Source organism: Alteromonas mediterranea DE, assembly GCF_000020585.3.
GTDB lineage: Bacteria > Pseudomonadota > Gammaproteobacteria > Enterobacterales > Alteromonadaceae > Alteromonas > Alteromonas mediterranea.
The window spans coordinates 2321125-2342900 of record NC_011138.3 but is presented as its reverse complement, the minus strand read 5'-3'; the positions used below and the strand labels follow the sequence as shown (position 1 = coordinate 2342900).

Here is a 21776-nt window from a genome sequence, read left to right as displayed (position 1 = left end):
GGGCCTTTTCTAGACCATGCCTGTATTCTTAAATTTACTCATAAAAAGCGGCTCGTAAGGTTAATGGCATCACACACTTAACGGCGACTCGAATCCGTCTGGCTTGATAGCTAATACGTCACAATTTAGCTCATCGATAACATGCTCTGCCGTGTTCCCAATGAGCGCGGCAGAAAGACCAACGCGGCCTACAGTGCCTATAATGACGAGTTCGGCGTCTAATGTCTTTGCCACTTGTGGAATGACTTTTTCAGGTAGCCCTTCTCTGACAACACATTTTTCATCTGCAATGCCGTACTTTAACGCATGGCTTTTCATTTCTTTCTTATGATGATTTTTTACCGCGTCATGATAGGTATCAGGGTCAAATTCGGGCACCTCGATAGCAATATTAAGTGGCGTAGAAGGGAAGCTATTGACTAAATTAACCTTACCTTTTAGCAAGGCCGCATAATCATTGGCGATAACGGTAATCTTGTCGTTAAGCGCAGCATGTTCTTCGTCTTCACTGCCGACGTTTACAGCGGCAATGATCTCGCCGCCTTCTGGCCAATCATGCTCTTTAACTAATAAAACGGGGCGCGGACACTTACGCATTAAATGCCAATCGGTAGGTGTAAAAATAACGGAAGCCAGGTCGTCATGCTTTTTAGTGGCTTTTACAACAAGGTCAATTTGATTCTTAAGTGTGTAATAGATAATCGATTCGTAGGCACGATTGTTCCATTCAACCACGATGTCAGTTTCACCGAAGCCTTGTTCTTTAAGCTGCCCAGAGAGCCATTTAGCATGCTCATTGGTAACAGCATCTCGCATGGCTTCTCGCTCATCTGGACTTAACATAGTGGTCATATCATAAGACAAGTCGTAAACCACCATAATCGCAGTTACAGAGGCCCCGGTCTTTGATGCTAATTCATAAGCGCGACTTAACGCGGGCTGGTTATCTCGCTCGGCATCGACTACCGCAAGGATTCGTTTACACTCAATCATAACTCCCCCTAATACGAAGTTTGGTCGTGGCTGTGTGAACGGTAACGTTCAACAGTAACTTGTACTAACTATAAACGACAATGTGGAAAACGTAAGTTGTTTTAGATCAAGTATTTTATATTGCAAGGCAAGCAACAATGTATAGCGTCATTGCCAATAATGGGAAAAAAGGGTTATGGGAGTAGGAGTATAAAGCGCGCTGAATGCGCGCTTTTAGGAAGATAACCCTATTTAACCGAGTTAGACCACATTAGCCGTTACACACTATACTCGGGCCGTTAAGCACTTCTAGCTTGGTATTAAGGCGTTCAAAGTCCACAATCGTAATAAGTTTACCTTCAACTTTAATAATATCTTCTTTTTGGAAACGACTTAATAAGCGACTGATGGTCTCTATCGTTAAGCCAAGATAGTTACCTATCTCGTTACGCGTCATCGTAAGGTGAAATTCTCTGTGTGAAAAACCGCGTTCTTCAAAACGCTGAGATAAATGAGAGATAAAATACAAAAGGCGTTCTTCAGCCGTGCGTTTGTTGAGAAGCATTATCAAATCGTGATCATGTTTAATCTCTGCACTCATAAAGCTCATAATTTGATGGCGTAATTTAGGAAACTGCATCGACATTTCGTCAAGCGTTTCGTAGGGCAACTCGCACACCATGGCGGTTTCTAGAGCCATTGTGTAACTTTGGTGCTTGTTTTCTCGAAGGGCATCAAAGCCAATGATGTCACCGGGAAAGTGAAACCCCGTTATTTGCTCTTCACCTTCAGAGTTAGTCACAAACGATTTAAATGACCCGGTTCTTACTGCATATAACGACTCAAACTTATCGCCGGTTTGAACAAGGGTATCACCTTTATGAAGGGGCTTTTTGCGCTCTATGATATCGTCGAGAGACTCTATTTCTGTCTTATTCAATGCAACAGGTAAACAGAGGTGACTGAAACTACAGTTCTGACAATGTATTGAAAATTCGCTTCCTTTGCTCATAAGACTGACTCTCTTAATGTACACATGATTATAGTACACGCATTTTCACATGAATGCGCCATAAATTAGATAAGTGGCGTATATGGCCATTATCACAGCTATGACTTGTCTCACATAGCTGTGCTGAAAGCTTTGAACAAGATACTGGCTACCGGCACTTGCGGCTAACAGTGTGGGTAACGTTCCCAAACCGAAGAAAAACATAATGCCAGCGCCTTGCAATGCATTACCCGCTGCCAGAGACCAGGTTAGCGTTGAATAGACCAATCCACATGGTAGCCAGCCCCATATAAAGCCGTAGGGAACCGCGCTTAACGGCGTTTTGAAAGGAAGAAATCGTTTTGATAAAGGCTGAAGCTTTGCAAACAGGCCTTTGCCCGCGTTTTCTAAGACCGATAAACCCGTCCACCATTTCCCTAAGTAACAAGCGAGTAAAAGCAACATGATGCCGCTTAGAAGAGAGAGGGCATAATTAGCAAGCGGTACGAAGTCAGCAGCTATTTTTCCAAGCGCACCGGTAATGGCCCCTGCTAGTGTATAGCTAGTAATGCGTCCCATGTTGTAGGCGAGGGTGTAGGGCAATGCCGGTGCCCCCTTTGGCGATACCACTCTAAGCGCTGCAACAATACCGCCGCACATGCCTACACAATGTACGCCTCCTGCTAAACCTATAAGAAAGGCAGAAAAGTAATTAATCCCGTCCATTATCTTCTTGGCTTTTTGCTGCCTTATCTTCTTGTATTTGTTTGCGCTGTTCGGCCAGTTTTTTCTCTTCTGGCGATAAGTCATCGTCAAAAAGAATGCTATAGCCTTGGCGGTCTAAATCCTCGAACTGATTGGTTTTTACCGCCCAAAAGAAAATGACAATAGCGACTGCCACAATAATGATGGCGATAGGAATTAATACGTAAATAATACTCATGCTATTTGCTCAAAAGTCGCGTTGAGTTTGTAACTACAATGATACTGCTTAATGACATACCCACAACCGCCATCCATGGAGAAAGTAAACCAGACACGGCGAAAGGCAATATTAAAAGGTTGTATCCCACAGCCCAGCCGATGTTTTGTCTTATTTTCTGTTTCACTTGATGTGAGGTTTTAATTAGCGCTGGTACAGATAACAGTTGATCGCCCAGCAATATAACGTCAGCAGCCGTTTTGGCAACGTCCGTTGCGTTACCCACTGCAATGGCAACATCTGCACTGGCAAGTACAGGTGCATCGTTAATGCCGTCGCCCATCATCATTACTTTGGCTCCCCCTTGCTGCATTTGCTGAACCGCTTCGTATTTTTGTTCAGGTGTTAAGCCGCCTTTCGCCGTTTTTATGGGCAAAGGCGCGGTTAGCGTATCAACGTTTTGTTGGGTGTCACCACTTAATACCGCAAGGGTATGGCTTTGCGACAAGATATCTAGAGTTTCATGGGTATCGTCACGAAGGGTGTCACGTACTTCAAAAGCAGCAATGATTTGCCCTTTTACTGTTAAAAATACATTGGCTGATGGGTAAGTATCTGATGATGGTAAGTTAGCCAGGCTAAATGCGGCAGAGCCCATTGAAAAATGTGTATCATTGATTACACCGCTAATGCCACCCCCAGGCGTTACGGTAAAATTATCCACCTTGTGTGATACCTTACCGTTAAAGGCCTTCGCGATTGGGTGTTCGGAACGAGCTTCAAGCGCGCAGGCTATCGCCATAGCGCTTTCGCTATCAATTCCGTCAGCAAACCACGCATTGGAAATCGTGAACTTGCCTTGAGTCAGGGTGCCGGTTTTATCCAATGCTATGGTGTCGATATTAGTGATCTGCTCGAGGGCGTCGGCGCGTTTTAGCAAAATGCCTTGGCGGTTTAATTTCGCCATAGCGCAGGTTAGCGCTGAAGGCGTGGCTAAACCTAACGCGCAAGGACAGGTTGCTACCAGCACAGATATAGTGATCCAAAAGGCATCTTCACTGCCGTTTACGTACCAAAACCCGTAAGTTAACGCTGAGATAACCAGTACGGCGCTCACGAAATAACGGGAAAAGTTATCGGCTAATTGTGCCGCTTTAGGCTTACTCGCCATAGCGCTTGCCTGAAGGCGGACAATTTGATTTACCAACGCATTTTTAAGTGTCTGAGTAACTTTTACCGTTAATGTGCCGTCCTGACAAACAGTACCGCCATAAACGGTGCTATTGGCTGACTTTCGCACCGGATTGAATTCGCCGGTAAGCATCGACTCGTCAACGGCAGCGCTCCCTTGTGTTACCAAACCGTCTATGGGAATGGTTTCCCCTGGCTTAACCAGCACAATGTCATCTATTTTTAACTGCTTTGCTAAACATTCTGTTACGCTGTCGTTAGCTTCTAGCTTAGTGGCAGACACAGGCACGTATTGCATCATATTGGCGGATATTTGCGCAGCACGTTGACGGCTGCGATGCTCTAAAAAGCGACTGAGTAGCAACAAAAAGATGAACATACAGATCGATTCGAAATACACTTCACCTTGCTCTAGTACCGTAGAGCGAATTCCCGCAATATAGGTGCCGAAAATAGCCAGTGAGACCGGCACATCCATATTAACTGTTCTTGCACTTAGGGCTTTTGCTGCGCCTACATAAAACGTACTGCCTGAATAAAGCACTACAGGGGTGGTAAGTGTCAGAGCTACCCAGTAGAAATACTGACGAGTTTCAAGTTCTATAGCCCCGAACCAGTCGAAATAAAGCCCGGTCATTAGCATCATCACCTGCATAGTCATGATGCCGGCAAGCCCCAGTTTTTTTAAAAATGTTTTTTGTTCTCGCTTATAGCTGGCTTCGTGTTCATCGGGGTGGAAAGGCGAGCCAACGTAGCCGATTCGTTTGAGCGTAGAAAGAATTTGGCTAAGTTTGATTTGAAATGGAGACCAAGTAACCAGTGCGCGGCGCTCTTGTACGTTGACCGCCACTTGCTTTATGCCTTCTACCTTAGACAGCTGCTTTTCAATAAGCCAGCCACAAGCAGCACACGTAATACCCTCAAGGGTCAGTTGAATTTGTTTATCTTGACCTTCCTCGAACACAAATTCTTCTTGCAGTGACGGGTCGTCATAAACTTTTAATTTATCGAGGGTCTCAAGAATCCCATCGTCAGATTTTTGCGCAGGCTCAGTTCTGAATTGATAGTAGTCTTCAAGCCCGTTGTCTACGATTGCTTCGGCAACAGCTAAGCAGCCTGGGCAGCACATATTGCGCTGCTGACCTAGAATAACTGTATTAAACTTTCCTTCCTCGTGACTCGCAATGGGCAGGCCACAGTGATAACAGTCGTGCGTGGCCATTATGGATTGAATTTCATTTTGCCAGCGTGGGGAAGGTAGAGGATATTTTGAATTTTCCAGCTATCGTCAATAGGCGTAAGTGAGACCCGCCACTTGCCGTCGAGGCTTTCTTCAACATACCCTCGGTAGATACCACTAGCATCGCGGCTAAGTAGTACGCTGACATCACGCTCTTCAAGCGTTACATGATAGAAGTTAAGTTTCACCGCATTGCCGTCTTGTGGAATGCCAGAGTGAAACTCAAGGGCAATACTTCCATCATTAATGGTTAAGTCGGTAGTGATATTCATGCGACGGGCTATGGCTTCTTTATCCAAGCGCGCATTAATCGCTTTCCCTTCTTTGTAGTAATCGTCGACCACTAAACTATCTTCAGTGGAAATGGCTAGGTTTAACAGTACACCACCCATAATAAGGGTAATGATAGGGACGGCAATTAAAAACCAGGGCCAAAACTCTTTATACCAGGGTCTATTCATTCAACTTTTCTCGTGGTTACTACGCTAACAACATAGGTATTAATACTGCTTAAACAGAACTCAGTTAAAGCAATAACCATAACTATGGCGTTGGATATAGGCATTTATACTATTTACGTTAGTTAAAATAGGATGTGTGCTACGTGCTGCCAAGCGACAAATACGCGTTTTATAACGTTGTAGCGTACGCAAATTATATGTCTGTATTTTCTCATAAAAAAAGCCCCGTAGTAACGAGGCTTTTTGAGATATTTAATGATTTAAATCATTAATCATTTGAAAGGCTGTAAACGTACGCCGCAACTACGTGAATTTTATCATCACCCAAGGTTTTCTTGAATGAAGGCATTACACCGTTACGACCATAAGTTAGTGTTTCAGTGACCGCTCTGTGGCTGCCGCCGTATAGCCAGATATTGTCAGTAAGGTTTGGTGCACCTAGTGCCTGATTACCTTTACCGTCCATACCGTGACATGCCGCACATGCTGCGAAACGCGCTTTACCCGCTTCAGCAAGCTGTGGGTCTACATCGCGACCGCTTAAGCTAAGTACATAGTTAACGACTTCTTCGATACCGTCTTCACCCATAGCATCAAGCCATGCATGCATTGCTGCTTGACGACAAGCGTAAGGTTTCTACGATTTTCGCACCTGAACCACCGTACAACCAGTCGTTGTCCGTTAGGTAGGGAAGCCGCATTCTGACACGTGCATCTGATCGTGACACTGAGAGCAGTTTTGTAGGAATAAACGCTGACCTACTTTATTTGCTTCTGGGTCTTTAGCCAGTTCTTCAACAGGAACTTGCGCGTAGGCTTCGAAGATCGGGTCGAACTTCTCAGCAGCGAAATCAAGTTCACGGTCATACTCCACTAGGTAGCCTTGCTCTTTTGCGTCAATACGCGCCTGAACTGACTCTTCTAGCGACTGAATATTTTGGTTAGAACTCTTCCAACCCAAAATACCTTCATATGCACCTAGGCCAGGATAAAGCGCTAGATATAAAAAGCCCCAAACGATGGTCATGTAGAACATAATTGTCCACCAGCGAGGAAGTTGATTATTCAACTCCTCAATACCATCGAATTTGTGGCCCATTGACTCACCTTCAGGTACACCGGTCTTGTTCGCAAGGGTCCAGCGTAGAAGGAAGTAGCAACCAATGATTAACCCTAGGGTTATCACTGAAATCCAAATTGTCCAAAACATACTCATGAGTTCGAGACTCCTGCTAATCTTCTTTTGATTTTTCTTTTTCTTCGTCTGCAAACGGTAAGTTCGCTGCTTCGTCGAATTTCTTCTTGTTGCGGCCGCTAAACGCCCACCACACAACACCGATGAAGCTTACAAAGACGATGACAGTAAAAATGCTGCCTACAATTCCTTGATCCATATTATTTCAAATGTGTGCCAAGAGATTGTAGATAAGCAATAAGGGCTTGCATTTCCGTTTTACCCTTTACTGCCGCTTTCGCACCCGCAATATCTTCGTCGGTATACGGAACACCAAATCCACGGAATACTTCCATTTTTTTAGCTGTTAACTCGCCGTCAAGCGTGTTTTCCGCAAGCCAAGGGAAACCTGGCATGTTCGACTCTGGTACTACGTTACGAGGATTAAGCAGGTGAACACGATGCCATTCATCGCTGTAACGACCACCAACACGTGCAAGGTCAGGACCAGTACGCTTAGAGCCCCAAAGGAAAGGGTGCTCCCATACTGACTCACCAGCAACGCTGTAGTGACCATAACGCTCTGTTTCTGCGCGAAATGGACGGATCATCTGACTATGACAACCTACACAGCCTTCACGAATGTAGATGTCACGGCCTTCTAGCTCAAGCGCGGTATATGGACGTAAGCCTTTTACCGGTTCCATGGTTTGCTGTTGAAACATCAACGGCGTAATTTGCACCATGGCACCAAAGCTGATAGCGATAAGAATTAATACCGTTAACAGACCGACATTTTTTTCAATTAACTCATGTGCGTTTTTCATTATTCGTCTCCTTAACTACGCTGGCTGAGTCGCTGGATCTGCAGCGATACTGCCTTTAGGTGCACGAACGGTTTTCCATGTGTTGTATGCCATAATGAGCATACCCGCTACCACGAAACAACCACCAATGAAACGAACCACATAGAACGGCTTAGACGCTTCTAATGACTCAACAAAGCTATAGGTTAACGTACCATCAGCATTTACTGCACGCCACATTAGACCCTGAAGTACACCAGACATCCACATTGCTACGATGTATAGAACAACACCGATAGTAGCGAACCAGAAGTGCACGTTAACTAGCTTGGTGCTGTACATTGCACGCTGACCAAATAGCACTGGAATTAAGTGGTAAATTGAACCAATTGAGACCATTGCTACCCAACCTAGTGCGCCAGAGTGTACGTGACCAATTGTCCAGTCAGTGTAGTGAGATAATGCGTTAACGGTTTTAATTGCCATCATTGGGCCTTCGAAAGTAGACATACCGTAGAAAGACAATGAAACAATTAAGAAACGCAGTACTGGGTCAGTGCGAAGCTTATGCCACGCGCCAGATAGCGTCATGATACCGTTAATCATACCACCCCAAGATGGAACGAATAAGATAATAGACATCACCATGCCTAGTGACTGAGTCCAGTCTGGTAGGGCAGTGTAGTGAAGGTGGTGTGGACCAGCCCAGATATACAGAGAAATAAGTGCCCAGAAGTGAACAATTGAAAGTCTGTATGAATAAACCGGGCGACCAGCTTGCTTAGGCACGAAGTAATACATCATACCAAGGAAGCCCGCAGTTAGGAAAAAACCTACCGCGTTATGGCCGTACCACCACTGCATCATAGCGTCTACTGCGCCTGCATACAGTGAATACGATTTAGTGAAAGATACCGGAATAGCCATGCTGTTACCAATATGAAGAATTGCAACAGTTAGCATGAACGCACCTAAGAACCAGTTCGCTACATAAATGTGCGAAACTTTACGGATTACTAGGGTTCCGAAGAAGTTGATGATGTAAGCGACCCAAACCAGTGCCAAAAGGATGTCAATTGGCCATTCTAGTTCAGCGTATTCTTTAGTGCTGGTTAAGCCCATAGGTAGGGTAATTACAGCTAAAACAATAACGGCTTGCCAACCCCAAAAGGTAAATGCGGCAAGTTTGTCACTGAACAGTCTTACCTGGCAGGTACGCTGAACGATGTAGTACGACGTTGCAAATAGCGCACAGCCGCCGAAGGCAAAAATAACGGCGTTAGTGTGCAACGGACGCAAACGTGAGAATGTTAGCCATGGTGTGTCAAAGTTGAGCATAGGTGCAAATAGTTGCGCGGCAATAAATACCCCTAGGCCCATACCAATGATACCCCAGACTATGGTCATGATGGTAAATTGCCTAACTACTTTATAATTGTAGTCAGGTTGTGCTTGGCTTATTTCACTCATTTTAATGAATCTTCCACTTCAAATGAACTATGGTCTCCAACTGCCGGAATAGTACGGTCGAGACGTGTATCAGCTAAGGAATAACGCTTCACACCGAGCTCGGAAAGAGTAATAATTATTGTCTCCAAGCCAGTTGGTACGCGGATGATAAGGTTTTTAATTACAAAAAGATACCATAAACTACCTAAGGTTGATCTCCATCAATGAAGAAATATATAAAATTTAAGAAATGCTAAAAAAAAATAACAATAAAAGATCAGAATTTTTACATTCTCAACTGCCGTTGCTCGCCATCATCGTAGTCGCGGTGTGTGTTTATCTTGCGCATGAATTTCAATCATCAGCGATGAACGAGAACGTACTTATTAATGGAATAGGAAACAGCTGCAACTTTGTCAACGAAACTTGCGAATTCTTAATTGATGGCGAGGTGGCCATTGCCACATTTTCAACTATGCCTGAACCTGAAGAGTCGGTAACGTTGAAAATTTTAATTCCTGAAAATCAAGAAATCGAGAGTGCCTGGATTGAAGGGGTAAACATGTATATGGGCAAAATTCCCGTGCTGTTAGATAACGATGGTCAAGGAAAGTGGTCAGGTTGGTTTATGTTAGGCAGTTGTAGTGAGCCAGTTATGAAATGGCAATTGCGCTTAAATATTGAAGGAAAGGACAACCCCCACTATTTATATTTTGTGACGCAACAATAAGTATGGCAGCACAATAGATAACGGCTGCGCGATGCAGCCGTTATTACTTTACTATGTTTTTTTCACAACTTACATTTGCGACTGTAAGTAGTTCGAAAGGCCAATTCGCTTAATCAGCCCTAACTGTTGTTCTAACCAATGCGCGTGATCCATTTCTGTGTCATCAAGAAGAACAATAAGCATGTCGCGGGTCACGTAGTCTTTCTCAGTTTCACAAAGCGCGATGACTTCACGTAGTTTTGCGTCAACTTCGTATTCCACACGCAAATCGCTCTCAAGCATTTCTGGTACGTCTTTACCCACTTTAAAGCCTGTGCGCTTTGTCATATCAGGGGTGCCTTCCAAAAACAGCATGCGCTCTATGAGCTTTGTTGCGTGACCGCGTTCGTCATCAAACTCGTGATCGATTCGCTCATACAACTTATTCAACCCCCAATCGAGATACATTTGAGAGTGAATAAAGTATTGGTCCATGGCTGCTAGTTCGTATGAAAGCAGCTCATTTAAGCCATTGATTATTGCTTGATTGCCTTTCATTAGTCATCTCCCATTACTTGCGCTTGCAGGTAGTTTTCAATACCCATCGCATCAATCTGATATTCTTGCGTTTCAATCCAGTCTAAGTGCTCTTCTTCATATTCAAGAAGGTCTTCTAATAAATCGCGAGACACATAGTCTTGTTTCTCTTCGCATAATGCGATGGCTTCGCGAAGTAGGGGAAGCTGCTCTTTTTGAAAACGCGCATCGCACGACAGCATTTCTACGGTATCTTCACCAATATAAAGTTTACCTAGCGCTTGAAGGTTAGGTAGCCCTTCTAGGAAAAGAATACGCTCAATGAGATCATCGGCTTGCTTCATATCCTTGATGGACTTCTTGTAATTCTTTTCGTTTAACTCGGAAAAGCCCCAGTTTTTAAACATACGGGCGTGCAGAAAGTATTGATTTATCGAAGTAAGTTCGCTTGTGAGCACTTCGTTCAATTTTGCAACTACTTGTTTATCACCTTGCATTGTGTAAACCCTATTGACGTATTTGCCGCAAGTATAGACTAATATTTGTGATGCGTCAAAATTCCTTTGAAAAACAGCCGCTTACAAACGATAACGTTTCTCAATTCATCCATTGTTCGCATTTAGAACTGCATCACTGTTGCGCATGAGCATAGGCAAGGCTTTCTTCCGCAAAACCCAGCCCAGCTTCAGTGAAGAAGTTAAACACTTTATCTACGCCATTTTCTAGTAAATGAGACACTTCATCTTCGTAACGAGCGATAGCTGCGACCTTGCCCGTATAGCCTGCATTTTTGAGCTGGCGCGTAATATTGATGGAATCCTGAATTGACGGTAACGCCAGTAAAACAAGCTGAACTTGTTGTATATCAAGGTTATCCCACAGATCAACGTCTTCGCCATCACCACAAATTACGTTAAGGCCTTCGCTTGCCATTTCTTTGATTTTAACTCTGTCAGCATCCATGCCCCATACGTTTACTTCACTTAGCTTAGAAAGCGCGTTAAATGCTCCACGGCCTACGCGGCCCATTCCTAAGACTAAAAATTCGGCATTGTGCAAAGTAGGATAGATATCTTCTTTTAATCGTTCAGGCTTCTCGAAGCGTTTTATTGTTTGTTTGTATTTGTGATAGCGAGAATGAGAATTGCGATACAGCACGCTGGTAAAAATAAATGAAATAGACACTGCAAGCGCTATAACCACTAACCACGAATTAGCCAGCAATCCAAGCGATACAGTAAGTGCGCCAACTATGAGCCCAAACTCGCTGTAGTTTGAGAGCACTAAGCTACTTAAATAAGCCGTACGGCCTCTTAATCGCAGTGAGGTAAATAGCCCGAAGAAAAGCGCTGCTTTAAGAGGAATAAACAAGCAGAATACGATGGCCAGCACTATCATATTTAAATCTGGAAGCGCTGTTAGCCCTATAGTGAGGAAGAACCCAATTAACAGCAGATCTTTAAAGCTTAATAATGATTTGGCAAGTTCTGATGCTTTTTCATGCTGCGCAAGCAAAATACCAAATATGAGTGCACCCAAATCGCCCTTTATATTCACCAGTTCAAATAAATGATATCCGCCGAGCGCTAGGATGAAGCCGGTGAGTGGTAATAATTCACCGTGTCCTGATTTGTTTATCATTTTGTTTATGAGTGGCATGGCGGGGAATAAGGCAAGTAATGCAAGCGCCCATACCGAAGGAAGCTTGCCTGTGGCTACGACCAAAAATATTACGGCGAACACGTCTTGCATAACTAAAATGCCAATAGCTAAACGCCCGTGACGGGTTTTGCTTTCACCACTTTCTTCTAACACCTTTACCACGCAAACGGTGCTGCTAAAGCTTAAGGCAAATGCAATAAGAGCAGCACTTTCCCAAGTAAGACCGTCTACAAAATTAGCTGCTATCGTCCCCATAGCAAATAAACAACAGGTAATTACACCTACCCAAACTAAGGTATGTGTGATGCTTCCAGCCCAAACCTCGCGACGACTCAAGTCACGAATATTGAGCTTTAACCCAATGGTGAAGAGCATGATAGTAATACCCAAATTAGCTATTTGGGTTAAATCTTCGGTTAAGGTATAGCCTGCGAAATTTAATAAAAAGCCAGCAACGAGATAGCCGACAAGTGGAGGAATGCCGATAAGCTTAACCGTTAAACCGCACGCAAATGCGAAGAGAAGAAATGCATACTCCATGAATTACCTTTCAAAATAGTTATACGTAAAAACCGTAGCCTTTAATAAGGGTACAACACTTTTATATCTGGATAAGCTATCGATTTTTATTATTGATAGTGGTTATCAGATACCAAGTGTTTAAGGTGTAAATACTTTCTGTAGATTAACATGCAATAGCTTGTTTTCGCAGCTAAAAAGCGTGTTTTTATTGCTGAGTATTTTTTCTGTTATATGCGTGTTCTATCGCACTAATGGTAACGCGTAACCGATAGGTGTGCCTAATAGGTTGTTCAAATTAAGTTTTCAAATCAGCTATTTACCGCCAAGGCAAATCTAGATCTCACTTTTGGGTGTATTGAAGAAGGTTAGTGGCTTAGTATGCAAATAAAACATGACCAAAATAAAGAAGGACTTTAAATGCGTATTACAATATTAGGCGTGCTTAGCATGTTGGTTGTTTTTAATGTAGCAATTGGTTTGCTTTGGACTCCCATTTGGTGGTTTTTGTTACTCTCTGTCACCCTTCTTATTTTTGGCTTATACGACGCGTTTCAATCAAAACATGCCATATTGAAAAACTTTCCATTGATAGGTCGAGTCCGATGGACTGTTGAAGGCCTTAGACCTTATATACAGCAGTATATTATTGAAACCGATACGGGTGGCGCGCCTATATCGAGGATGTTTCGGTCAATTGTTTATCAGCGTGCTAAGAATAGCCGCGAGACTATTCCATTTGGAACGCAACTCGACACCTATAAAGAGGGATATGAATGGATTGGCCACTCGTTATCTGCCCGCGAAGTTGAGGAAATGGATGAAAACCCCCGCATTAGTGTTGGCGGACCACATTGTAAGCAGCCCTACGAAGCCAGTGTGCTGAATATCAGTGCAATGAGCTTTGGCAGTTTATCTAAAAACGCAGTACTTGCCCTAAATAAAGGGGCGCAGAAAGGTGGCTTTTATCACAATACCGGTGAGGGCGGTCTGACGCCCTACCACTTAAAACATGGTGGTGACATCGTTTGGCAAATTGGTACGGGTTACTTCGGCTGTAGAACCAAAGACGGCGGCTTTGATCCTGACGTGTTCAAGGAAAAGGCACAGTTAGACAACGTTAAAATGATAGAAATAAAATTGAGTCAAGGCGCTAAGCCAGGCCATGGCGGAATTCTTCCTGCGTATAAAAATACCCCTGAAATCGCTGAAATAAGAGGGGTAGAACCGGGGACTCAGGTTGATTCTCCGCCACGACATAAAGCGTTTTCGACGCCATTGGAGATGATTGATTTCATTACTGAGTTACGAGAGCTAAGTGGCTATAAGCCCGTTGGCATTAAATTAGCGCTTGGAAGGAAAAGTGAGTTTATTGCTATGTGTAAAGCCATGGTGGAAAAGGGCGTTACCCCCGACTTTATTACCGTAGACGGTGGCGAAGGTGGAACTGGCGCGGCTCCATTAGAGTATACGAATTCCATTGGCTTTCCCCTTCGAGAAGCGCTGGCGTTTGTAGATGACTGTCTTACTGGTTTCGACCTTCGGAAGAAGGTTAAAATTATCGCATCTGGAAAAATAATTACGGCGTTCCAACTCGCTAAAAACCTAAGCTTAGGCGCCGATTTATGTAATAGTGCGAGAGGCATGATGCTAGCTTTAGGCTGCGTTCAATCACTGTCTTGCAATACGAATAAGTGCCCAACTGGCGTAGCAACACAGGATCCAAGACTTGCCCGCGGATTAAATGTAGAGGACAAATTTGAAAGGGTTTACCGTTTTCATAGAAAGACAATTCACGCACTGATGGATATTTTATCTTCTACCGGCCATGTTAAAACCAGTGAGCTAAACCGAACTCATATTTTCAGGCGGGTCGATCAGTGTCACGTCGCACGCTATGATGAGATTTTTCCGTTAGTGAAAACCGGAAGCTTCCTTACTGATGAGGTACCTGAACGGTTTAAGCTTCACCTTAAAGAGGCCAATGCAGAAAGCTTTATGCCGTGTAGTTTGTTAGCTGAAATTGAAAAAGAAACGAAAGACGTTTCGTAAAGCGCTACTAGCAACGAGAACGGTGATTTCATGAAAAGGCATTTACACTCCTGGCCAATTTCTCTAAGACCAGGCGTGTACGTGCTTTTTTGCTATTCCACTTTCTTTTCTGGAATACGTAATTGATAAAGACGATAGTCACTGGTTCTATAAGGTGAGACTTTATATTTTGGTTGAAGGTATGCCACCAAATCTATGAGCTCGGAAACGGTGAGTTCGTCATTAACAACGCGCATCAAGGAAACACCATCTTCACTTGTAAAGCTTGCAGGCTGTCGGGGTGTCAATTTGTGTGAAGGATTGATGATGCTTGTCACAAGTGCTGCATAAGTCTTAATTCTGCCACTACTTCCGCCTAGCGGTATAGGTTTAACCAACAAGTATTGGGCGCTGTCATCTTCGCCTTCGCCAGCAATTCTATGGCAATCTTGGCACTGATATTTTTTAAAAACCAGATAACCTTGTTCCGCGTTGCCTTCGGGTAAACTAAACCCTCTGGGTGATTTTGCGCCTTGCTCACAGGCAAAAAGCAGAAGCGTAGCTAGCAGTATGATTGCGGTCTTCATCACTTATTCCTTCTATTACTTTACTATATGATAGCTCAAAGCTCAGTTGATAAATTTAGTATGAAGTAGCTGTTGGAACTTATATTGACCTAGCGCAAAGTATTAACAATAAACACAAGATAATCTTTTGTTATCAAGTTTACGCAAAAGCAAAGCGATTATTTGGCGTTAACTTTTTATCACAACGGGAGAAAAGCTATGCAAAGCTACAATACGATTTTAGTACCTATAGATGTGTATTCTGATTACAACGTGGTAGTAGAAAGAGCGATTTCCATCGCTGGTAATAGCCATAAGCTCCACTTGCTATATGTCGCATACCCCCAAACTAATATGGAGCCCTACGGTTTCTTTTAGAAAAGATTTTTCACAGATGTAAGAGAGCAGCCTTAAGGCAGCTAAAAGATGTGGCAGCAAAGCATGATATTCCCTATAGCCATGTCAATGTTGAAATAGGTTCGCCCGCTGATGAGATTCACCATATGGCTGAAAAAATTAACGCCGATCTCATTGTTGTAGGCACCCATGGTCAAAGTGGGTTGCGGCTTTTACTCGGTTCAACCGCAAATGCTGTGCTTCACGGTGTAAAAACAGATGTGTTGGCGGTAAAAGTATAGCGATGTCATTCGACTGTCATGAAGCTTCGCTAGCGTGATGATTTTTGTGGGAACGAATAATACTAAAAATGATCAAACGGACAGGGTTCTCTAGGCTTCTTTTTGCAACCCATTATTCAATCAAAGGGCTGCGTGCCGCATTTAAAAGTGAGGCGGCGATAAGGCAGGAATTAATGGCGATGAGCTTATTAGTCCCCACGGCTTTGCTCTTGAACATTTCAACGGTAGAAAAATTACTGCTTATCGTGTCGTTGTTTATTGTCTTGATCACAGAGCTTCTCAATACCGCGATTGAAAAGCTCTGCGATCATATAACAACCGACTTCCACGAACTCATTGGACGAGCAAAAGATATTGGCTCGGCCGCTGTCTTCGTTAGCCTCTTGCTTGCTATTATTACTTGGTTATCAATTTTATGGTAACCAAGTAATAATACGTGGGGTTACTAAAGCGACTTTATTTTTTTGTCACACGACTCATTAACTAACGTTCGAATAGTGCTGTCTAAATTCTTTATGTGCGAATAGTGAATTGAAGTTTCGCCACCCTTACTGATGTCTTTAATCGTAAATACTACATCGTCATCTCGTGAGGTAACGCAAATGCGTACGAAATCATCAGACTGTGCCAGTGGTACATGAAGATATAAGGGCTCATTATGAGAGTTCAGATACTCAACCGCTGCTTCTTTCGATTTAAAGGGGTCTTGTTTCTCTGGTTGAACATGCCAAGACGAAGAGGGAACGACTAACTCTGCCAGTAGTTTGCCGTGCTTTGTATCGATTCCGCTACTCATATATAACTCCTTTACGTAAAGCAAAAACATGTCGTACTTGAGGTGATTGAATACCTACACCGTACGCAAACTAGATTCGATAATGTATGCAGTTGTTACGCAGGGAATACGTATTTAGATTGGTAAAGATAACAAAGCGTTGCAGAGTAGGGTGCTGTTGATATTGACCAATGTTACGCGTAACCATTTAACGAAAAATACTTTATTTTTTTCAGTGGGTTATCGATTGCGTTTGGCGGACAATTTCGCCATGCCGCCCCGTTTTACATTCGCTTGTTTAGTATAATGCCCCGGCATTTCTGGAGATTGCCAGCCCCCGGCAAGCTGCAGTTCGGGTAAAGATGCGCCATCTTCTGCAAGCGATACTGCGCCGCCAACGCGACCACTGTGTGGCGTAATATTTTCGGAAATTCCAGCACGATGGGCAATGCGTCGCCAAATACGATAGACACTTGAGTAATTAAGAACGTTTGCTTTATGACTTGGTATTTGTTCGTCAAAGGGCAATAGTGCCGTTTTATGATTCGTCAATCGTCGAAAAAGTATGCCTTTGTGTAGCCCACGTAAATCTGAAACATGTCGGGTTTGTTTGGTTTTAGGGCAAGTATTTGCTTCATTTATATACTCTTGGATCATAGAAACCGTACTGGAGGAAACATACCTATATTGACCTTGTCCAGATTGATCACTCTTAGAAGAAACCACAAGCAATGTATTATTCCTGGCAGAAATATCTTCTACACAAACTCTTACTAATTCGTCTGCACGCAGTAAGGCATCGAACATAAGGTTAATAATGGCAATATCTCTTAGTTCTAACAAAGAGTCGGGAATAATAGCGTTATTTATTTGTTCAACCATTTCAATGGTAAGCGGAACAGCCTGTTTGTGTGTCAAACGATACTTTCTATTTTCAATAAGAGACAGTCTTATAAAATCTCTTAAATAGGCAGAACGGATGATGGGGTTAGGCAATTTAGCAACACCTAAAAATTTACTGAGCGCAGACAGACGACGTTTAATCGTTCTGTAGGCGAGGGGAGAACGACACAATTCTTCTACATATTGCTTTATACATAATTCATTGTGGCTAAAATCGTCGGTGAAGCCTTGCAGATTAGCCTGCTTACAAAAAATTGCGAATTCGTTGTAGTCACTAATATACGCACGTTGCGTGTTGTACGGTAACTTAGTAAAAATTTCTCGGTAGTAACTTTCAACATCATGCGTAGATGAAGAACGTGAAGGCGAAACGAGTTGCGAATTGACACCTCCTTTAGTGGAGCCACTACCAGAATCGTAATAACCGGAAGCGTGGCTGCTATTATTGCTATATTCCAATGAATCACTTGTCGCTTGCCGCTTCACTTTATGGGGGTGTAAATGTGTTATCTTTTGCTTAGATGACATGAATTGGCCTGCATGTAGCGCGTTCAATAAGATTGTATCTATTATAAATAATTTTGTAACGTATTGATTTAAATAGTTATTCACGCATGATAACTGTAATTATCATGCGTGAAGTAACAAGGTAATACTTGTATTCGCGCAGGTCTAACCATACGTTTATTCAATAAATATAGGCTTACAGAACGCGTAATCGGGATACCTTGCCTGATAGTTCAGTAGTATTTCCTATTAGTTCAGTAGTATTTCCTATTAGTTCAGTAGTATTTCCTATTAGGTGCCACTTTACCACAAGGCTGTATTTACATACAGTCTTGTGGTAATTCCCGCTTAGTTTAGTTGTCTAACGGCTGCCTTTTTAAACAGAAGCAATAGAATTTCGCGATTTGCGCGCAATTTATGTTCAGATAAAAGCGTGCGCTGTGTGAAATCTATAAGGCAATACCCTTATTATGCCTATAGATTTCACGTAGCGTTGCCTGAAAAATGCACTAAAATAGGTGGCAGACCGAAGACCTCTGGCCGTAGAACGACGCGCTAAATATAAACACAAGGTCTTGAATGGCTTGTTTCATCCATACTCATGGTTATCACTTTTTTGATACTGCTATCTTAGCGGAATAGGTGATAGCAACGTGGCCAATTTACCTACCACAGTTAAATGGCGATACTCGTACCGTTTTCGTTTTTCGGCTTTCAGACTGGCGCTCAGTAAGCAGTATTTCAATATCTGAACCACGATAAGTCATCCGCTTTTACATTAAATTCCTCTGTGTATTACGTAAATACTTTATTCATGATTAACCTTGTTGTACTGACGCCGAATTAAATATAGTGCTTGCAATTAAACATGCTGAACTTATTAATGACACGTTTTTAAATTGCTTTTATCGCTTATTAAGGCTGAACTACCGTTTAGGTCCCTAAATTTTGATGAATATTTGTAAGCAACTGATTTTATTGTTGGATTCTTACTGACTTTATAAAAATACTCCGTCGAGTAGCGTTAATTCGTGAATAGAATTATATTTATTATCCAGCGCAACAAGACAACTCACTCACATCTTTATTAAAAGTCTGCGCACACAGTTTCAGACCTTCAACCATGGTTAGATAAGGAAAAAGCTGGTTTGCTAAATCTTCAATTGTCATTTGATTGTGTATAGCAAGGGCTGCACTTTGTATTAGCTCACCACCTTCGTGTGCTAAGATTTGCGCACCGATAAGCTTATTGGACTGTTTATCTGCCACTAACTTTATAAAACCGTCTGTCTCAAAGTTGGCTAAGGCTCTTGGCACATTTTCCATTTCTAATACGCGGCTAATAACGCTTATTCCCTGATTTTCAGCTTCACCTTCTGATAACCCAACGGTAGCAACTTGCGGATCGGTAAAAATAACGGCAGGCATGATTGATAAGTCTAGCTTCAAGTTATCACCAGTCATATTTGAACCGGCACGGCTGCCTGCAGCCGCCGCAACATACACATATTGAGGTATGGTTGAGCAATCACCTGCAGCGTAGATATGAGAAACATTTGTCTCAAGCTTTTCATTAACAAGGACAGCGCCAGATCCATCGGTCCTGACACCTACTACATCTAAATCAAGTCCTACAGTGTTTGCGTGACGACCTGTAGATATCAATAACTTCTCACAGAGCACTTGCTCATCTTCGGTCTGTATGAAAAAACCATTGTCATCATGAGTGATTCGAGTGACTTGGGTATTATTTATTATTTCAATGCCCTCTTTCTCAAAACACTGACTTAATCTATCACCCAACAGTGGATCCTCACTTTTCAACAAGGTACTGCGCGCTAAAATAGTAACTTGGCAACCTAATCGAGCATATGCCTGAGCAATTTCTACAGCGACAACCGATGAGCCAATTACTGCAAGGCTCTTAGGTAGCTCTTTTTCGAACAACGCTTCTGTTGAAGTCCAATATGGGGTGTTTTGTAGTCCTTCTATTTTAGGGAAAGTGGGTGTTGAGCCTGTTGCAATAAGAAATTTGTCTGCAAGTAGTGTTACTTCTGTACCGTCAGCATGGGTAATGTTCAGCGCATTTTTGCTACTAAACCGCGCATACCCCTTAATCAAGGTTAATGCCGGATTGTTTTTCAGTATATTTTGGTATTTGGCAGTTCTCAATTCGTCAACGCGACTGATTTGTTGATGCGATAAAAGCGTGCGGTCTATCTTAGGTTCGTGGTCTTCAATGCCTGTAAAAGGGTTGCTTCGTTGTTGATGTGCTAATTGAGCGGCGCGGATGAGAATTTTAGATGGAACGCAGCCGACATTAACACAACACCCGCCTATAACGTCGGCTCCTTCTATTATGGTGACCCTTGCACCATTTTCTGCCGCTTTAATGGCGCACGAGAATGCCGCAGATCCACTGCCAATAATAGCAACATGAAGTTGCTTCGCCTTGCTTGCACAACAATTAGAGCTGCCTTGTGCGTTCATAGATTAATCGCTACTTTTTACGTTAGACGAATAGCCTGCATTCTCGGTGGCTGCCATTAACTCTTTTGTATTGGTTTTCGTATCGTCGAAAGTAACAATAGCTTCATTTGGCTCATATGTGGCTTCGACTGTTTTCACACCTTCCACTTTTTTCAGTGCTAATTTGACCGTAACGGGACAAGTAACACAATTCATGCTAGGTACTTCTAGCGTGACTGTTTTTAACTCTGCCCACGCGGTGGTGCTTGAAAGTAAAGCCATCGTAAGTAATAGTTTTTTCATAATATTTTCCTGTTTTAAAATGTTTTAGGGATTGTGTAAGGTTCTCGAAATCAGATTAACCAAACTAGCCAATAGTTACTTGTGATCAAAACAAGTGCTATTAATGACGTTATCCAAAAGGCAATTTGACGACGACGCCTTGTTTGCGGAATTGCGCAGACACTGCCTGGTTGGCATTTTTCAATCGGCCGATGGATTTTATAACCTGCATAGCCAAGGAAGAGCATGACGGTCACTACAAAAACTGGACGGTATGGTTCAAAAGCGGTTAGGCTACTAATCCATGAGCCACTTATTCCAAGCAACAATAGGACTAACGGACCTACACAACAAATGCCTGCCCCGATCGCCGCGATAATACCTCCCACCATCGGCATTTTAGAGTCGTCGTTGATCATATTTAATCTCGATATTGCATAAGATAGCACCGAGTATAAAGTATGTACCTTAGTACAGAGTCAAGCTTGATTAGTTATTTCATTGTGATTTGTTAGCGGGATGCTCTAGATAGTTAGATACATTTACTTTGGTGACAAGGCATTAATAATGGGGCAATGGCTATCATCATCATTCGTCTGACACTTAGTGATGCTCTCCAATAGCGCATGCTCTAATTGTTTTAGGTCTTCCAGCTTAGATTGCACAGATGCAAGTCTCTGTTTTGCTAGCGCTTCTACCTTGCTACAGCACTCGCTATTTAACGACAGCAGAGATTCTATTTCTTTAAGCGTAAATCCTAATTCTTGAGCGCGTTTTATGAATCGGATCCTATCAACCGTTTCCTTAGGATATAATCGATAACCCTCAGAGGGCTTTTGTGGCTGACTGATTAAGCCATTGCGCTCATAAAAGCGAATAGTTTCTTTATTCACACCGATTAGTTTTGCAATCTTTCCGATTGTCCCTGACATAAGCGAATCACCTCTACAATATAATTGTAAGACACAAGTA

Annotated in this window: 23 protein-coding genes and 1 pseudogene; 4 read left to right on the top strand and 20 right to left on the bottom strand. The window is 42.8% G+C overall.

From position 1 onward, the window contains the following. Positions 1 to 69: 69 nt before the first annotated feature. From uspE to ccoN, 10 genes and pseudogenes are all read right to left on the bottom strand, one after another. Complete coding sequence (gene uspE / locus MADE_RS10385; protein ID WP_012518556.1) at positions 70 to 993, bottom strand: universal stress protein UspE; 924 nt, start codon at positions 991 to 993, stop codon at positions 70 to 72. A gap of 250 nt (positions 994 to 1243) precedes the next feature. Beyond that, positions 1244 to 1984: a fumarate/nitrate reduction transcriptional regulator Fnr gene (gene fnr / locus MADE_RS10380; protein WP_012518555.1), complete on the bottom strand. Its 741-nt coding sequence runs from the start codon at positions 1982 to 1984 to the stop codon at positions 1244 to 1246. Positions 1985 to 2029: 45 nt separating this feature from the next. Beyond that, positions 2030 to 2689, bottom strand: coding sequence for a sulfite exporter TauE/SafE family protein (locus tag MADE_RS10375; protein ID WP_012518554.1), 660 nt, complete (start codon positions 2687 to 2689; stop codon positions 2030 to 2032). After that, positions 2676 to 2906, bottom strand: a complete 231-nt coding sequence (ccoS, locus tag MADE_RS10370) for a cbb3-type cytochrome oxidase assembly protein CcoS (protein WP_012518553.1) — start codon at positions 2904 to 2906, stop codon at positions 2676 to 2678. Before ccoS ends, MADE_RS10375 begins: the two co-directional genes overlap by 14 nt. Position 2907: 1 nt before the next feature. Then, the gene (locus MADE_RS10365) at positions 2908 to 5298 is read right to left on the bottom strand and encodes a heavy metal translocating P-type ATPase (RefSeq protein WP_012518552.1); all 2391 of its coding nucleotides are present in this window, start codon (positions 5296 to 5298) and stop codon (positions 2908 to 2910) included. Continuing rightward, the gene (locus tag MADE_RS10360) at positions 5298 to 5777 is read right to left on the bottom strand and encodes a FixH family protein (RefSeq protein WP_012518551.1); all 480 of its coding nucleotides are present in this window, start codon (positions 5775 to 5777) and stop codon (positions 5298 to 5300) included. Before MADE_RS10360 ends, MADE_RS10365 begins: the two co-directional genes overlap by 1 nt. 268 nt (positions 5778 to 6045) lie before the next feature. Continuing rightward, a pseudogene (ccoP, locus tag MADE_RS10355) lies at positions 6046 to 6993 on the bottom strand (cytochrome-c oxidase, cbb3-type subunit III). A gap of 16 nt (positions 6994 to 7009) precedes the next feature. Continuing rightward, positions 7010 to 7171: a cbb3-type cytochrome oxidase subunit 3 gene (locus MADE_RS10350; RefSeq protein WP_012518547.1), complete on the bottom strand. Its 162-nt coding sequence runs from the start codon at positions 7169 to 7171 to the stop codon at positions 7010 to 7012. Position 7172: 1 nt separating this feature from the next. Further along, complete coding sequence (gene ccoO, locus MADE_RS10345) at positions 7173 to 7778, bottom strand: cytochrome-c oxidase, cbb3-type subunit II (RefSeq protein WP_012518546.1); 606 nt, start codon at positions 7776 to 7778, stop codon at positions 7173 to 7175. Between the two features lie 15 nt (positions 7779 to 7793). Beyond that, positions 7794 to 9227 (bottom strand): cytochrome-c oxidase, cbb3-type subunit I, encoded by a 1434-nt coding sequence (gene ccoN / locus MADE_RS10340; protein ID WP_012518545.1) that lies wholly within the window; start codon positions 9225 to 9227, stop codon positions 7794 to 7796. 229 nt (positions 9228 to 9456) lie between these two features. Between ccoN and MADE_RS10335 the strand changes: the two genes are divergently transcribed. Continuing rightward, entirely contained in the window at positions 9457 to 9936 is a 480-nt protein-coding gene (locus tag MADE_RS10335) for a hypothetical protein (RefSeq protein WP_023559720.1), read from the top strand. A 69-nt stretch (positions 9937 to 10005) separates the two neighbouring features. Here MADE_RS10335 and bfr (MADE_RS10330) read toward each other — a convergent pair whose 3' ends face one another. The 3 genes from bfr (MADE_RS10330) to MADE_RS10320 all read right to left on the bottom strand — a co-directional run bounded on the left by bfr (MADE_RS10330) (position 10006) and on the right by MADE_RS10320 (position 12654). Beyond that, on the bottom strand, positions 10006 to 10473 hold the full coding sequence (gene bfr, locus MADE_RS10330; RefSeq protein ID WP_012518543.1) for a bacterioferritin: 468 nt from the start codon (positions 10471 to 10473) through the stop codon (positions 10006 to 10008). Beyond that, positions 10473 to 10949: a bacterioferritin gene (gene bfr / locus MADE_RS10325; RefSeq protein ID WP_014949586.1), complete on the bottom strand. Its 477-nt coding sequence runs from the start codon at positions 10947 to 10949 to the stop codon at positions 10473 to 10475. Before bfr (MADE_RS10325) ends, bfr (MADE_RS10330) begins: the two co-directional genes overlap by 1 nt. Before the next feature lie 133 nt (positions 10950 to 11082). After that, a complete protein-coding gene (locus tag MADE_RS10320; RefSeq protein WP_015067287.1) occupies positions 11083 to 12654 on the bottom strand; it encodes a cation:proton antiporter family protein in 1572 nt (523 codons plus the stop codon). A gap of 399 nt (positions 12655 to 13053) precedes the next feature. Between MADE_RS10320 and MADE_RS10315 the strand changes: the two genes are divergently transcribed. Then, positions 13054 to 14685 carry an FMN-binding glutamate synthase family protein gene (locus MADE_RS10315; RefSeq protein WP_012518541.1) on the top strand — a complete coding sequence of 544 codons (1632 nt, stop codon included), beginning with the start codon at positions 13054 to 13056 and terminating at the stop codon, positions 14683 to 14685. Between the two features lie 92 nt (positions 14686 to 14777). Here the strand turns inward: MADE_RS10315 and MADE_RS10310 are convergent, their stop codons facing one another. Beyond that, positions 14778 to 15251: a c-type cytochrome gene (locus MADE_RS10310; RefSeq protein ID WP_012518540.1), complete on the bottom strand. Its 474-nt coding sequence runs from the start codon at positions 15249 to 15251 to the stop codon at positions 14778 to 14780. A gap of 407 nt (positions 15252 to 15658) precedes the next feature. Between MADE_RS10310 and MADE_RS20920 the strand changes: the two genes are divergently transcribed. Together MADE_RS20920 and MADE_RS10300 are read left to right on the top strand one after the other, a co-directional pair. Continuing rightward, positions 15659 to 15868 (top strand): universal stress protein, encoded by a 210-nt coding sequence (locus MADE_RS20920; protein WP_012518538.1) that lies wholly within the window; start codon positions 15659 to 15661, stop codon positions 15866 to 15868. A gap of 68 nt (positions 15869 to 15936) precedes the next feature. Further along, on the top strand, positions 15937 to 16290 hold the full coding sequence (locus MADE_RS10300) for a diacylglycerol kinase (RefSeq protein WP_012518537.1): 354 nt from the start codon (positions 15937 to 15939) through the stop codon (positions 16288 to 16290). A gap of 23 nt (positions 16291 to 16313) precedes the next feature. Here MADE_RS10300 and MADE_RS10295 read toward each other — a convergent pair whose 3' ends face one another. The 6 genes from MADE_RS10295 to merR form a co-directional block, all read right to left on the bottom strand. Further along, positions 16314 to 16664 (bottom strand): hypothetical protein, encoded by a 351-nt coding sequence (locus MADE_RS10295; protein ID WP_012518536.1) that lies wholly within the window; start codon positions 16662 to 16664, stop codon positions 16314 to 16316. Positions 16665 to 16883: 219 nt separating this feature from the next. After that, positions 16884 to 18074 (bottom strand): tyrosine-type recombinase/integrase, encoded by a 1191-nt coding sequence (locus MADE_RS10290; protein ID WP_023559719.1) that lies wholly within the window; start codon positions 18072 to 18074, stop codon positions 16884 to 16886. A 1029-nt stretch (positions 18075 to 19103) separates the two neighbouring features. Next, positions 19104 to 20543, bottom strand: coding sequence for a mercury(II) reductase (merA, locus tag MADE_RS10285; protein WP_012518534.1), 1440 nt, complete (start codon positions 20541 to 20543; stop codon positions 19104 to 19106). A gap of 3 nt (positions 20544 to 20546) precedes the next feature. After that, a complete protein-coding gene (gene merP / locus MADE_RS10280) occupies positions 20547 to 20825 on the bottom strand; it encodes a mercury resistance system periplasmic binding protein MerP (RefSeq protein WP_012518533.1) in 279 nt (92 codons plus the stop codon). 50 nt (positions 20826 to 20875) lie between these two features. Continuing rightward, positions 20876 to 21223 (bottom strand): mercuric transporter MerT family protein, encoded by a 348-nt coding sequence (locus MADE_RS20250; protein WP_015067766.1) that lies wholly within the window; start codon positions 21221 to 21223, stop codon positions 20876 to 20878. A gap of 123 nt (positions 21224 to 21346) precedes the next feature. Next, a complete protein-coding gene (merR, locus tag MADE_RS10270) occupies positions 21347 to 21736 on the bottom strand; it encodes an Hg(II)-responsive transcriptional regulator (protein ID WP_015067767.1) in 390 nt (129 codons plus the stop codon). Between the last annotated feature and the right edge of the window lie 40 nt (positions 21737 to 21776).

Excerpts from the sequence above, each read along its gene's own strand:
- ccoN (WP_012518545.1), bottom strand. The coding sequence starts at position 9,227 with ATGAGTGAAATAAGCCAAGCACAACCTGACTACAATTATAAAGTAGTT.
- merR (WP_015067767.1), bottom strand. The coding sequence starts at position 21,736 with ATGTCAGGGACAATCGGAAAGATTGCAAAACTAATCGGTGTGAATAAA.
- MADE_RS10295 (WP_012518536.1), bottom strand. The coding sequence starts at position 16,664 with ATGAGTAGCGGAATCGATACAAAGCACGGCAAACTACTGGCAGAGTTA.
- MADE_RS10350 (WP_012518547.1), bottom strand. The coding sequence starts at position 7,171 with ATGGATCAAGGAATTGTAGGCAGCATTTTTACTGTCATCGTCTTTGTA.
- MADE_RS10360 (WP_012518551.1), bottom strand. The coding sequence starts at position 5,777 with ATGAATAGACCCTGGTATAAAGAGTTTTGGCCCTGGTTTTTAATTGCC.
- ccoS (WP_012518553.1), bottom strand. The coding sequence starts at position 2,906 with ATGAGTATTATTTACGTATTAATTCCTATCGCCATCATTATTGTGGCA.
- MADE_RS10315 (WP_012518541.1), top strand. The coding sequence starts at position 13,054 with ATGCGTATTACAATATTAGGCGTGCTTAGCATGTTGGTTGTTTTTAAT.
- merA (WP_012518534.1), bottom strand. The coding sequence starts at position 20,543 with ATGAACGCACAAGGCAGCTCTAATTGTTGTGCAAGCAAGGCGAAGCAA.
- MADE_RS10335 (WP_023559720.1), top strand. The coding sequence starts at position 9,457 with ATGCTAAAAAAAAATAACAATAAAAGATCAGAATTTTTACATTCTCAA.
- MADE_RS10300 (WP_012518537.1), top strand. The coding sequence starts at position 15,937 with ATGATCAAACGGACAGGGTTCTCTAGGCTTCTTTTTGCAACCCATTAT.
- MADE_RS20250 (WP_015067766.1), bottom strand. The coding sequence starts at position 21,223 with ATGATCAACGACGACTCTAAAATGCCGATGGTGGGAGGTATTATCGCG.
- bfr (WP_012518543.1), bottom strand. The coding sequence starts at position 10,473 with ATGAAAGGCAATCAAGCAATAATCAATGGCTTAAATGAGCTGCTTTCA.
- MADE_RS10375 (WP_012518554.1), bottom strand. The coding sequence starts at position 2,689 with ATGGACGGGATTAATTACTTTTCTGCCTTTCTTATAGGTTTAGCAGGA.
- ccoO (WP_012518546.1), bottom strand. The coding sequence starts at position 7,778 with ATGAAAAACGCACATGAGTTAATTGAAAAAAATGTCGGTCTGTTAACG.
- uspE (WP_012518556.1), bottom strand. The coding sequence starts at position 993 with ATGATTGAGTGTAAACGAATCCTTGCGGTAGTCGATGCCGAGCGAGAT.
- merP (WP_012518533.1), bottom strand. The coding sequence starts at position 20,825 with ATGAAAAAACTATTACTTACGATGGCTTTACTTTCAAGCACCACCGCG.
- bfr (WP_014949586.1), bottom strand. The coding sequence starts at position 10,949 with ATGCAAGGTGATAAACAAGTAGTTGCAAAATTGAACGAAGTGCTCACA.
- MADE_RS10310 (WP_012518540.1), bottom strand. The coding sequence starts at position 15,251 with ATGAAGACCGCAATCATACTGCTAGCTACGCTTCTGCTTTTTGCCTGT.
- fnr (WP_012518555.1), bottom strand. The coding sequence starts at position 1,984 with ATGAGCAAAGGAAGCGAATTTTCAATACATTGTCAGAACTGTAGTTTC.
- MADE_RS10365 (WP_012518552.1), bottom strand. The coding sequence starts at position 5,298 with ATGGCCACGCACGACTGTTATCACTGTGGCCTGCCCATTGCGAGTCAC.
- MADE_RS10320 (WP_015067287.1), bottom strand. The coding sequence starts at position 12,654 with ATGGAGTATGCATTTCTTCTCTTCGCATTTGCGTGCGGTTTAACGGTT.
- MADE_RS10290 (WP_023559719.1), bottom strand. The coding sequence starts at position 18,074 with ATGTCATCTAAGCAAAAGATAACACATTTACACCCCCATAAAGTGAAG.